The 12,146-nt window shown below is 67.2% G+C and carries 12 protein-coding genes; 2 read left to right on the top strand and 10 right to left on the bottom strand.

All coding sequences use genetic code 11. The features are described 5' to 3' along the window. A partial coding sequence (locus A5624_RS19390; RefSeq protein ID WP_197518997.1) for an ATP-binding protein occupies nucleotides 1-859 on the bottom strand: 859 nt, incomplete at its 3' end. A gap of 116 nt (nucleotides 860-975) precedes the next feature. Here A5624_RS19390 and A5624_RS19385 point away from each other — a divergent pair. Then, nucleotides 976-1,596 carry a TIGR03085 family metal-binding protein gene (locus tag A5624_RS19385; RefSeq protein ID WP_066869549.1) on the top strand — a complete coding sequence of 207 codons (621 nt, stop codon included), beginning with the start codon at nucleotides 976-978 and terminating at the stop codon, nucleotides 1,594-1,596. Between the two features lie 99 nt (nucleotides 1,597-1,695). Here A5624_RS19385 and A5624_RS19380 read toward each other — a convergent pair whose 3' ends face one another. The 3 genes from A5624_RS19380 to A5624_RS19370 all read right to left on the bottom strand — a co-directional run bounded on the left by A5624_RS19380 (nucleotide 1,696) and on the right by A5624_RS19370 (nucleotide 4,914). Then, nucleotides 1,696-3,228, bottom strand: coding sequence for a class I adenylate-forming enzyme family protein (locus tag A5624_RS19380; protein ID WP_066869546.1), 1,533 nt, complete (start codon nucleotides 3,226-3,228; stop codon nucleotides 1,696-1,698). Nucleotides 3,229-3,246: 18 nt separating this feature from the next. After that, nucleotides 3,247-4,089, bottom strand: coding sequence for a thioesterase family protein (locus A5624_RS19375; RefSeq protein ID WP_066869543.1), 843 nt, complete (start codon nucleotides 4,087-4,089; stop codon nucleotides 3,247-3,249). 111 nt (nucleotides 4,090-4,200) lie between these two features. After that, nucleotides 4,201-4,914 carry a VIT family protein gene (locus tag A5624_RS19370; protein WP_066869552.1) on the bottom strand — a complete coding sequence of 238 codons (714 nt, stop codon included), beginning with the start codon at nucleotides 4,912-4,914 and terminating at the stop codon, nucleotides 4,201-4,203. Nucleotides 4,915-5,212: 298 nt separating this feature from the next. Between A5624_RS19370 and A5624_RS29140 the strand changes: the two genes are divergently transcribed. Further along, complete coding sequence (locus A5624_RS29140; RefSeq protein ID WP_082976042.1) at nucleotides 5,213-5,881, top strand: chitin-binding protein; 669 nt, start codon at nucleotides 5,213-5,215, stop codon at nucleotides 5,879-5,881. Nucleotides 5,882-5,978: 97 nt separating this feature from the next. Here the strand turns inward: A5624_RS29140 and A5624_RS19360 are convergent, their stop codons facing one another. From A5624_RS19360 to A5624_RS19335, 6 genes are all read right to left on the bottom strand, one after another. After that, the gene (locus tag A5624_RS19360; RefSeq protein WP_066869538.1) at nucleotides 5,979-6,614 is read right to left on the bottom strand and encodes a class I SAM-dependent methyltransferase; all 636 of its coding nucleotides are present in this window, start codon (nucleotides 6,612-6,614) and stop codon (nucleotides 5,979-5,981) included. Continuing rightward, nucleotides 6,611-7,543: a class I SAM-dependent methyltransferase gene (locus A5624_RS19355; RefSeq protein WP_066869535.1), complete on the bottom strand. Its 933-nt coding sequence runs from the start codon at nucleotides 7,541-7,543 to the stop codon at nucleotides 6,611-6,613. The genes A5624_RS19360 and A5624_RS19355 overlap by 4 nt, the downstream gene beginning before the upstream one ends. Nucleotides 7,544-8,092: 549 nt before the next feature. Next, on the bottom strand, nucleotides 8,093-8,524 hold the full coding sequence (locus A5624_RS19350) for a nitroreductase family deazaflavin-dependent oxidoreductase (RefSeq protein ID WP_066869532.1): 432 nt from the start codon (nucleotides 8,522-8,524) through the stop codon (nucleotides 8,093-8,095). A gap of 82 nt (nucleotides 8,525-8,606) precedes the next feature. Next, nucleotides 8,607-9,107, bottom strand: a complete 501-nt coding sequence (locus A5624_RS19345) for a DUF3060 domain-containing protein (RefSeq protein WP_066869529.1) — start codon at nucleotides 9,105-9,107, stop codon at nucleotides 8,607-8,609. A gap of 94 nt (nucleotides 9,108-9,201) precedes the next feature. Continuing rightward, nucleotides 9,202-9,522, bottom strand: coding sequence for an STAS domain-containing protein (locus A5624_RS19340; protein WP_066869526.1), 321 nt, complete (start codon nucleotides 9,520-9,522; stop codon nucleotides 9,202-9,204). Continuing rightward, entirely contained in the window at nucleotides 9,522-12,092 is a 2,571-nt protein-coding gene (locus tag A5624_RS19335) for a SpoIIE family protein phosphatase (RefSeq protein WP_066869523.1), read from the bottom strand. Before A5624_RS19335 ends, A5624_RS19340 begins: the two co-directional genes overlap by 1 nt. Nucleotides 12,093-12,146: the final 54 nt, after the last annotated feature.

The raw sequence follows: 12,146 nt of genomic DNA, 5'->3' as shown, positions 1-12,146 counted from the left end.
CTTCGGCGCGCATCGCGATGACCTCGAGCGGGTCGTCCCAGGCGTGCGCGATGTGCTTGTAGAACTCCTTGTACTCCTCTTCGGAGACCTCTTCTTTGGGCCTGGCCCACAGGGCCTTCATCGAGTTGAGGGTTGTTTCGGTCTCGATGGTGACGGTCTCCTCGCCGCCCTCCTCGCCGGCCGGTTCTCGCCGCTCGACCTGCATGCGGATGGGCCAGGCGATGAAGTCGGAGTATTTCTTGACCAGGCTCCTGATCTTGAACTCCGCGGTGTAGTCGTGCAGCTCGTCCTCGGCGTCCTCGGGCTTGAGGTGCAGGATGACCGACGTTCCCTGCGGGGCGTCGTCGACCGATTCGATGGTGTAGGTGCCCTCGCCGCTGGATTCCCATTTGGTGGCCTCGCTCTCGCCGGCTTTGCGGGTGAGCAGCTCGACCTTGTCGGCGACCATGAAACTCGAATAGAAACCGATACCGAACTGGCCGATGAGTTCCTCCGAGGCCGCTCGGTTTTTCAGGTTCTGCGCCTCCCTTAGTTGCTTGCGCAGCTCGGCGGTGCCCGACTTGGCCAGCGTGCCGATCAGATCCACCACTTCGGCGCGGGTCATCCCGATGCCGTTGTCACGGATGGTCAGGATGCGCGCATCCTTGTCCACGTCGATCTCGATGTGCAGGTCGGAGGTGTCGACGTCGAGGTCCTTGTTACGGAACGCTTCAAGCCGCAGCTTGTCCAGCGCGTCGGAGGCGTTGGAGATCAACTCCCGCAGGAACGAGTCCTTATTGGAGTAGACGGAATGGACCATCAGATCCAGCAGTTGCCGAGCCTCTGCCTGAAACTCCAACTGCTCGACGCGCGCGTTCATGACTGCTCCTACAGCTCCTTTCCAAAGGACAGTGACGTCTCAAATTTACCGAGCCGCCCACCATTGGTGTTCGGTGGACCCATCCACTTCGGGGCAACCGCCTCTAGGCTGAACGCATGTCTGTTGCTCAACGCGAACGTGCCGCCCTGGTGGAAACCATGCGCGGCGTCGGGCCGGACGCGCCCACGCTGTGCGAGGGATGGAAGACGCGGGACCTGGCCGCACACCTGGTGATCCGTGAGTACCGTCCCGACGCCGCGCCCGGCATCCTGATTCCTTTCTTCGCCTCCCACACCGAGAAGGTGCAGAACCAGGTGGCCGAGCGGAATGCGTGGGATGAGCTGGTCGGCAAGCTCGCCGCCGGCCCGCCGGTCTACTCGCCGCTCAAACTGCTCGACCCGGTGGCCAACGTGGCCGAGATGTTCATCCACCACGAGGACGTGCGCCGCGCGCAGCCGGGCTGGCAGCCGCGCTCGCTGGAGCCCGCCCTGAGCAAGATGCTGCGGCGCACCCTGCCGTTGATGGCCCGGGTCACCCTCGCCAAGGTGCCCGGCCGGGTGGCGCTGCGTACCCCGGAGGGCAAGACGGTGCTCACCGCCGGTCAGGGGCCGGCGGTGACGGTGACCGGGGCGCCCGAGGAGCTCTTGCTGTTCAGCGTGGGGCGGCAGGCCAAGGTCGACTTCGACGGCGACGCCGCGGCGGTGCAGGCCGTCCGCGATGCGCCTAAGGGGTTGTAGGACCGGCGATCGCGGCGGCCGCTTGCGGGCCGTCCGGGAGGGATATCCGCGATTCGAAACTTGATAGCGCATGCGCTATCAAGTTCGAATGGACGTTGGTCATCCGAAGGCCGCGCGCAGCTCCTTCTTGATCACCTTGCCGAACTGATTGCGCGGCAGCGTCTCGACGACCACCAGGTGTTCGGGGTGTTTGTATCGGCTGAGGCCGCGTGATTGGCAATGTCGCACAAGGGATTCCAACGTCACACCGTCGGCCGTCGCGGGCACCACGACGGCACAGACGCGTTCGCCGGTTCGGGGGTCCGGAATGCCGATCACGGCGACATCGGCGACGTCGGGATGGGTGGCGAGCGCATTCTCGATTTCGAGCGCCGAGATGTTCTCCGCGTTGCGGATGATCGCGTCCTTGGTGCGGCCCGTGACGCGGACATTGCCGTCGGCATCGATCAGGCCGAGATCACCTGTGCGCAACCAGCCTTCGTCGTCGAACGCGTCGGCGTCGAGCGCCGGGTCGGCGTAGCCGAGGAAGCACTGGGGTCCCTTCAGCAGCAGCTCGCCCTCCTGACCGGCGGCCAGTTCGACGCCGCGGCTGTCGACCGCGCGGACTGCGACCCCAGGGACCGGCGGCCCGACGGTGTGATCGAGCACCCCGGGCGCGGCGGTCAACGAGGGTGACGTCGCGCACGGAAACTCGGTCATGCCCCACGCATTGGCGATGCCGGCCAGGCCGAAGGTGTCGCGGACCTGGCGACTGAGTTCGGCGGTGACGGGCGCTCCCCCGGCCAGGCAGCCCCGGACCGACGGAAACAGCGGCCGATCGCCTTGGGCCCGTTGAGCTTCGAGGAATGCAACGAAGAACGGGGTCGCGGTCCCCAGGAACGTCGGATTGTGCGCCGCGATGACCCACGGCGTGGTGGCCGGGTCGAACGTCTCGAACAGGACCAACCGCATGCCGGTCAGCAACCCGGTGGCCAGCATCGCCGCCCCGCCGATGTGTGCGACTGGGAAGGCGATCGGATCCACGTCGCTACTGTTGGCGCCCACCATGCCCACCACTCCCGCCGAGCCGGCGATCACCGACGTGTCGGTGTGACGGATCCCCTTGGGGGCCGCGGTGGTTCCCGAAGAATAGTAGATCCAGCGTGGGTCGTCGGCGGATCTGGGCGGCGGCGGGAGCGCTGCGGTGTCGGCACCGGGCAGCCGCAGCCGGCCGGTGGACGGCGGTGTTGCCAGGTCGAGGGTGAGGACCTCGAAGCCCCTGTCCCTCGACAATGCCCGGGCCAGCTCACCGTATTCGAAGCCGCGCCAAAGCCGGGGAACCACAAGAAATTCGGAGTGCAGTTGGCCGGTGATGAAGCCGACCTCGCTTTCCCGCAGGATGGGGATGATCGGGTTCTGGACCGCACCGAGCCGGGCGAGTGCGGCCATCACCACCATGGTTTCCAGCGTGGTGGGCAGCTGCCAGGACACGACCGTTCCCGGGCGTACCCCCCGTTCGGCCAAGGCGGCAGCGGTTGCGCACGCGGCGTCGTGCAGTTGGCCCGCTGTCAGGCTCCGCCCGTATTCATCGGCGAGAAGCGGTCGGGGTGATCCGCGCTGTGCCGCGTCGGCGACCAACGCCCAGAATGTCACGTGCCAATTCCTTTCGGCTCACCTGGCGGACGGATCGGTGGAGGGCGGGCGGAATCCCGAGTGTGCAATCGCGACGGACACCCCGGTGCCGATCGGGCCGTTGGCGTCCACCAGGACCGCCGAGCCGCTGGCCACCCCGTCGTGGCTGTGGTGCGTCAGGGAGGCGAGCCCGACATGGGCGCCCTCGGGCAGCCGGCTGAGCGTGAGCGTGTAGTCGACGTTGATGAACTGCAGGGAGTTGGTGCCCCAGTTGGCGATCGACGCCGTGATGTCACCGGCCATGGCCACGCGGGTGAAGGCGGTGAGCGGTTCGTCGTCGATCAGCGGCCGTGTCTCATGGATCCACGTGTATTTCGGACCGTCGCCTTGCGGCCAGTCCGGATCGGGATTCTGTACGTCCGCGCCCCAGCCGTAGGTGCGCATGAACAGCGTCGAGTAGGCGTCGTCCAGCGGGATCGGTGGCATTTGCACCGGTGGCGACCAGACCTGCCCCTCGGGCTGGGCGCCACGCCGCAAAAACAGCGCGCTCGCCTGCGCCACCGGGGCGCCGTCCTGGGTGATCACGGCCTCGACCAGCCGCAATCGGCGTCGGTCGTGTTGCACCTTCGTGTGCACCTCGAGCGGCGCCAAGGCCGTGGGCCGGGGTAGGTCGACGGTCAAGCGCGCCGGTTGCAGTTCCGCGTCCCGGGCCGCATCCTCGACCGCCCACGCCAAGAGTCCGCCGACGACATGTCCGCTCAGTGATGGGCCCCATCCGCCACGCGCGATCTTGGTTGGGACGAAGTGGTTTTCGTCGCGGACAAAGTACGGCACGGGTTCCGCCCAGGAAGCTTCCTCCGGCGCGATATCGGGCTCGGCCACTGCATGACCCTTCGGGTGATGGGATTGCGGGCTCTACTGAGGACCGCAACTGTGGATGTTACAGTTGCGCTTCCAGTCGTCGGCTGCGCACCGCGCCGTGACGCTCATCGGTCAGCCGATTGCGGCGCCCACCAGATGACCGATCACGTAGGTGACCCCCAGCGCGAGGCTGCCGCCGATGGCATTGCGCAGCACGGCTCGGCCCTTGCGGGCTCCGCCCAAGCCGGCCGAGACCGCACCGGTGATGACCAGCGCCACGAGTACGGCGACGACCGTGACGGGGACTCGCCACGTGGTCGGCGGGACCAGGATCGCGACCAACGGCAAGAGCGCACCGATCGCAAACGAAAGCGCCGACGACGATGCCGCCTGCCACGGGTTCGTCAGCTCGTCGGGGTTGATACCCAGTTCGACTTCGGCGTGGGCGAGCAGCGGATTGTGGTCGGTGAGTTCCTCGGCCACGGTGCGAGCCGTTGCCGGCGTCAGGCCCTTCGCTTCATACAGTGCGGCGAGCTCGTCCAGCTCGGCGGCCGGGTCTTCGCGCAGTTCGCGACGCTCCTGGCTGAGCAACGCCTTCTCCGTGTCGCGCTGGGTGCTGACGGAAACATATTCGCCCAGCGCCATCGACACCGCCCCGGCGACCAGGCCGGCGCTGCCCGCGGTCAATATCGGGGCGCGTTCGGCGGTGGCGGCCGCGACCCCCACGACGATGCCCGCGGTGGAGACGATTCCGTCATTGGCACCCAGGACGCCCGCGCGCAGCCAATTCAATTTCGACGACACCGAACCGACGTGGGGTTCGTGCGGATGTGACGCACTCGGCACGGCCGCAACCATATAGATGAAAACCCTTGCCGACTAGCCAACATAGCCTTCCCAAACCGACCTACGCACCGTGTTGGTCCGCGCCGATTCGCGGAAAAGACCTGGTGAATGCGCTGCGCGGCTGGCCGCGCTCGGGCGGATGACGGGTTGAGCGCGGCATGGTGGCGGCCGCGACCAAACGTTCTGCATGGCCGGGACACAGCCAGTCCATAGGAAACCTATCTAGCGTCGGGGATGTAACGGGGGGTGTTCTAACGAACTTCCTTGCAAGAAATCCCTAGTGGATAGGTGAAGCATCATGAAGTTGAAGCAACTTGTCGGAGGGGTGACCATCGCCGGAGCGCTCAGCGCTGCGGCCTTGGGCATGGGCGCCGGGTTTGCCAACGCTGCGCCCGGAGCGCCACAGCCTCCGGGTAATCACGGCGGGGCGGCGCCCGGTGGCGGCCACGCTCCCACCGGTCCCAACGATCCCGGCGGCCCGGGCGGACCGGGAGGGCCCGGTGGTCCCGGTGGCCACCCCGGCGGCCCCGGTGGTCCTGGCGGTCCGCCGCCTGGTGATCACCCCGGTGGTCCGGGTGGTCCGGGTGGCCCTGGCCCCGATCATCCCGGCGGTCCGGGCGGGCCTGGCGGCCCCGGTGACCACCCAGGCGGGCCTGGCGGCCCCGGTGGTCCAGGCGATCACCCCGGTGCTCCCGGCGGATTCGGTGGACCGGATCCCCACCCCGGCGGCCCTTGGCACGGAGACGCCCAGCGCGGTTACTTCCACGGTGCACCGTGGGGCGACGGACCTGGCCCCTGGGGAGCGGGCGCGCCGCCGCGGCCGGCCTGGGATCGACCGCTCCCTCCGCCCGGTGGGCACTGGGACTACGGCCCGATCAATTACTGGGGCTACCAGGAAACTCCCATTTGGGATCCCGGTTTCAACCAGTGGGGCTTCTGGCTCTTCGGAGTGTGGATCCCGCTGTGATCGATAGCTGACAAGACGCCCGCTTCGCCGATCGGCGAAGCGGGCGTCTTCGCTTGTTTACGTTGGCGCCGAGCGGTTTTCACGCTCGGCGCTGGCTTCAGCTTTTGATCCCGACAGTCAGCAGGTCAGGCACCAGCGCCGTCCACACCGGTCGCGGGATCCGGTGCTGATCGCTGATCGAGAACCCGGCGTTTTCGAATAATGTCCGCATCTCGGGTGCCGAAGCGTTGTGTTGCGGTTTCCACCGGGAGTTCGCGGAGGACTGCAGCCGCGGTTGCCGCGTACTGAGCGCCGAGACGGCAACCAGGCCGCCCGGCGCCAGCACGCGGTGAAATTCCCGCAATGCCGCCGGCTGATCGAAGAAATGGAAGGCCGAGGTTGTCACCACGGCATCCAGAGCGCCGTCGTCAAACGGGAGCTGCTCGGCCGGCGCGCGCAGCCATTGCACCCGGTCCGACCTGGCGCGAGCCTGGCTGAGCATCCCGTCGGACATGTCGACGCCGTAGATCTCGTCGGGCTGCAGTTCGCGCTCGATCCGATCACTCAAAATCCCCGTGCCGCAAGCGATGTCAGCGATCTTGCGAGCGCCATGAGTGCGCAGCTGTGCGATCACCTCGTTGTGCGGAGGCCGGTACACCCACTGCTGCAGGAACGGCAGATCGTAGACCGGAGCAAGGAAGCTCCATATCCGCGTGACGGCGTCGTTGAGCCCTCGTCGCTGCGGTGCGGTCATTGACATAGCTCCGAGCTGTAATAGATGGTGTCGGCCACCGAGACGGAATCATTGGTTTGCGGAATCGCATCCAGGCCGCAGTCGGCCAGCAGCTGAGTCATCCGCGCGCCCTCCGACCGCCATCCCAGGTTGTCCAGATAGACGGCGACGTCGTTGCGCTCACCCTGATAACCGAGCTCGCCGAAATCCAGCTCGAAGCCGTGCTCGCGCCATTTCGCGGCGGCCTTCTGCATCATCTGCTGGGCCTTCTCGGTGTCCACTTCCGACATGTCCGGAATAGCTTCGCACGCCAGCCGGCTGCCGGCGGCGCTGAGTGCGGTGATGTTGTCCAGCAGGCGGTCTTGGGCCTCGGGCGGCAGGTACCCGAGGAGCCCCTCCGCGATCCACGCGGTGGGCCGGCTCTGGTCAAATCCGGCGTCTACCAATGCCTTCGGCCAGTCGTTGCGCAGGTCGACCGCGACGGTACGCAACTCCGCCGTCGGGGCGGCATCCAGCTTGGCCAGCGTCGCGGTCTTGAATTCGATCACCTGCGGCTGGTCGATCTCGAACACGGTCATATCGGCCGGCCAGGCCAACCGGTAAGCGCGTGCGTCGAGGCCCGACGCCAAGATCACGGCCTGCCGGATCCCGGCCTGCGTCGCGGCGCCGAAGAAGGAGTCGAAGAATCGGGTTCGGGCGGCCATCGCGGCGGGCATGTGTTCGAGCTTCCAGCCGGATTCGTGGTCGTCGACGTCTGCGGCTACCAGGTCGCCGGAGACCCAGCGCGTGAAGAAGTCCACCCCGACGGCACGAACCAGCGGTTCGGCGAAGCGGTCCTCGATCAACGGGTTGTCGGCTTTGGTCGCGATCGCTCGCGCGGCTGCGACCATCGTGGCGGTGGCGCCCACACTGGTCGCCAAATCCCAGGTGTCGTTGTCTGTGCGTGGCATGCGGCTACTGTCCCCCTCGGAATCACAGGTTACTTAGCCGGTATAACGAAAGGTGGGTGCGTGGAGTTCCCACGCCCCCACCGCCCGGCTGTCTCGCCAGACCGAGCGTCGCGTCGCCGCAGCTAGCCGGCTTTCTAGTGTGGCCCGGGGCGTCCCGGTCCACCGGGTCCGCCCGGTCCTCCGGGCCCGCCGGGCCCTCCAGGGCCGCCCGGCCCTCCAGGCCCGCCCGGTCCGTTTGCGGCCGGGAGGAGGAACACACATTCGTTCAACTCCGCGCTCCAGCCCCAACCCGGGGCGCATTCACCGTCGGCGCGGCTCGTCGCCGGCGTTGCGATCGCCGTCACCGGCAACCCGACCAACACCAGCGCGGCCGCACCGATCACGCAGCGTCGCAGGTAATGTCTCATCGCCGACCTCACTTCGTCGTTCGGGCAAGGCGGGCGTGATGACCGGTCGCTTCCGGCCTGACCCGCGCCCATCATTGTGCGGCAAGCACCGGAATTAACGGGCCGGATTTGACGAGCCCGAATACCGTTGCCCCGCGCGCCTTCAGTCGGTTATCAATTCGAACACCGGGATCAGTCGATCGGTGCGTTGCTGGTATTCCCCGAACCCGGGCGCACGTTCGACCACCACCGAATAGACCGAATCCCTTTCGTCGCGCGGTAATTCACGCGCGGTCGCGGGTTTCGCGGCCTCCGAACCGATCTCGACAGTCACGCGGGGGTTGGCGCGAATGTTGTGCACCCATGCGGGATTGTTGTCCCGGCCCGCCGCGGAACCAACGACATAAATTTTGCCGTCGATATCGAAGTAGGCGACCGGGTTGACGCGCTGGGCGCCGCTTCGCGCTCCGGTCGACGTCAGCAGCAGCAGCGGGAAACCCTCGAATTGCCCGCCCACTTTGCCGCCATTGCGGCGGAACTCGTCGATATTCTGCTCGTTGAATTCGCGTTCCGCGCTCAGCGCGTCGTCACCCATTAGGCCATCGTGGCATGCCGCGCGTCCGCCGGCCAGCATCCGTGACAGTTACGCTGTGCGACAACGGGATTGACTTTGCCGATCAACTTCCGGGGAATGGCGGCTGTATGCCGGCGGGACCGACGATGCTGTTGCTGGCGCCAGGGTTGCTGATTTGCGGCACCGCGCCGCCGGGCCCCTGCTGCCAAGTGATGTGGTTGCCCGAGCCGGTGGCTTTGATGACCGCCACCGATTGCAGATTCACCGTGTTCGCCGAGCCGCTGACGTCGACCTCACCGCACGACCCGTTCAAGGTGACGTTGGAGTCGATGCTCACGACGTTGATGGGAGATTGATTCCCGCAGTCATAGGTGACGGTCGCGACGCTCTTGTCGATTTTCGCCGGCGCAACGTCGAGGGGCGCAGGCCAGCGTCCGGCCGGCGAGGCGATCACACCCTGCGACGAGGCCGCGGCACCTCCCGTCAGCACCACGTTCGGTGCACCCGCCCCTGCGGGCGGATGGTCGCCCACCGCCGCGCCGGCCGCCACCACGAAGATCACCGCCGTCATGGTGAGGGGCAACCGGATCATGATCGCGGGCATACGGATTCAATCCTTCGAACTAAATACTGAGAGGCGTTTACGCTAGCGCGGCCGCCGCGAGTGCGCGCGGTGTGAACGCGGGACCGCCGCGGCGTCACTGCCTCGGCGGCGCGGGTTCGACCTTGGTCAGTTCGCTCAGGCCGCTGATTCGCAGCACGGACATCAGGATCGGGTTGGCCAGCAGCTCGATGCGGTCGGCTTGGGAGGCGAGTGCGCTGATCGCGGCGCTGTCGAGGTACTCGACAGCGCTGATGTCGACGAGTAAAGCTTCCTCGCTGCCAGTGGCCTGGTTAGCGGCGCCGGCCAACGCCTGGTTGAACGCATCGATATTGCTCAGGTCGATTTCCCCCTCGACGACCAGCACGAATTTCCCGTCGCTGCCGCGCGCGGTGTCGAGCGTGAGCGGGGTGGTCATCAGGTGATCCTTGCGGATAGGTGGACTGTGGTGCCGTCGTCGTCGGGACGGATATCGACATCGTGCATGAGGCTTCGCATGAGGGGAATACCCCGACCGCGATGAGAGTGGGACGCGGGCTGTGGAGCCTTCCACGAGCCAGTGTCGGTGATGGTCAATCGGACCGCGTCGCCGGTTGCGATCGCACCGAGGCGAATTACGCCTTGCGGTCTATGTCGGTGACCATGCTCGATGGCGTTGGCCACGGCTTCCCCGGCGGCCACGAGCACGTTCATCGTCTGATCCGGGTCCAATCGCGCCTTGGCCAGCCAGTGACGCAAGGCGGTGCGGGTGGGCGCGAGTTGACTGACGTCGGCGGGAAAATTCAGCTCCAGCGGGGCCGGGTGGCGATAGAGCAACAGGACGACGTCGTCCTGGTATCCGCCGGTCGGCGCGACACCGGACATGACCTGGTTGGCCAGTTCGTCCAGCGTCAACGCGCGGGCGTCCTGTGCGGCGCCGGCCACCCGGGAGATGCCGTGGTCGAGCGGGACACGGCGGCGCTCGACCAGGCCGTCGGTGTAGAGCATCAGCGTCGAACGTGCCGGGATGGTCACACGGGCTTCCGGGCGGGGCCAGTCACCCCGTATCCCAAGGGCGATGGTGTGGCCGTCGTCGAGCATCTGGGTGGTGCCGTCGCTGTGCACCAGGATGGGCGGCGGGTGACCGGCGCTGGAGTAAACCAGTTCACCGGTCTCGGGAGTGAGCACCGCGCAGACCGCGGTGGTGCATTGCGCGCCGGGCAGCCGCGCGGCGAAGCGATCCATCCCGGCGAGAGCCGCACCGGGACTTGGGTTTTCGAACAACAGCGCGCGACAGGCGCTGCGCACCTGGCCCATCACGGTGGCCGCGGCCAGGCCGTGGCCCACACAATCGCCGACGATCAAGGCGATCCGTCCGTCTTCCAGGTCGACGATGTCGTACCAGTCGCCGCCGACCTGCAGAGGCCTCGTCGCGGCCTGATACCGCACCGCGAAGCCGGCCGGCAGATCGGCCGGGCCGAGGATCGCGTGTTGCAGGGCCAGCGCGGTTTCGCGTTGCTGGTCGACCTGATGCACCCGCTGCAGCCCCTGGCCGAGGCGGCCCGCCAAGACCGTGAGCAAGGTCTGGTCCTCAAGGGTGAACAGGCGCTGGTCGGTCAGATCGATCCAGACGACGAGCACACCGTCGGGGTGCTGCAGTGCGATGCCAGCCGTCCCGGGCTCTCTTGAGTTAGAGGTGAGCAGGTCGCCGTCGCGCAATGAACTGAGCGCCTGCTGGGTGTGCGGTGACAAATCGGCCCACTCTGCCGGCTCGCCAACCGACACGACTTGGGGTTCACCGAACGCCATTTCGGCGGACGAGCTTTGTGCGGGGAAGGTGACGGCCAGAACCCGGCGTGCCCGCCATAGCCGGCGCAATTCCTCGGCGGCGGCATGCACGGCGTCATCGACCGTGTCGGCCTGGGCCAGTTCCTGGTTGAGCGCGTGTTCGCGACCCGCCGCCAGCGCCAGTGCGATGGCCGCGTGCCGGGCGAAGTCGCTGACGAGATCCAGGTAGTCGTTGCCGAAGGCGGACTGGTGCGGGTCGCGCGCGACGGCGATGACGCCGAGTACGGCACCGTCGGCGATCAGCGGCATGACGATCGCCGAGCGTTCGCCCACGTCGGTGAATCCCTCGATCGGGTATTCGAAGGAGTCAGTGATCAGCGGCAGCCCGCGGCGGGCCACACCGCCCGTGGTCGAGCCGTCCATCGGAACCTGCCGACCAATCACCTCCGAGGAGTAGCGGCCCGCCGTTGCGGCCACGACCAGGGTGTCGACCTCGCCGACGGGCCGTTCGGGCTCCCGGGGCACCAGCAGGATCGCCTGCTCGGCGCCCGCCAGCTCCAACGCCCGGTTCACAATGAGCTGCAACGGCCCCGTCTGCGGGTCGCCGGACAACAGCGCCGTCGTGATCTCGCGGCTGGCCTTCGTCCATCTCGCCGATTCGCGCTCTCGTTCGAATAGTCGGGCGTTGTCGATGGCGGCGGCCGCCGCCGTGGCCATCGCTCGTACGGCGCCTTCCTGGGAGTCGGAGAAGACGCGTCCCGGACGGTCGTCAGCCAAATACAGGCTGCCGAAGTTGGCCCCCCGCACCGTGATCGGGATGCCGAGCAGCGCATGCATCGGCGGTTCGTGTCCGGCCAGCTCCGCTGTGTCGGGATGGGTATTCAGATCGTCGACGCGCAGACCATCGCCGATCGGGAGCTCGCCTAGCCGCCGTGCCGTATCGACGTCGATTCCCGCATGCACGAAGGAAACGAGCGCACCATCGGCGGCGCGGATGCCCAGGGCGGCGTAGCGGGCGCCGGTCAGCTCCATCGCCGCGTTGAGGACCCGCTGCAGCGTCACGTCCAGGTCCAGATCCGAGCCGATCTCGACGATGACCCGCACCAGTTGTTCCATTTGGTCGCGCGCCGCCACCAGCTCATCGAGCTGGTCATGCATGCGACTCACCAATTCGCGCCGGCCCTGCCAGGTGAAGGCAGAGTCACCTCGGTCGCCATCCATGGGCATCAACGGTAACGGGTCGGGTCGACGGCGATGTCTGGAAGGCGACACTCC

It is taken from the genome of Mycobacterium sp. 1482292.6 (assembly GCF_001672995.1).
Lineage (GTDB): Bacteria > Actinomycetota > Actinomycetes > Mycobacteriales > Mycobacteriaceae > Mycobacterium > Mycobacterium europaeum_A.
Note: the sequence above shows the minus strand (reverse complement) of the source record. Positions and strands in the feature narration are given on the sequence as shown.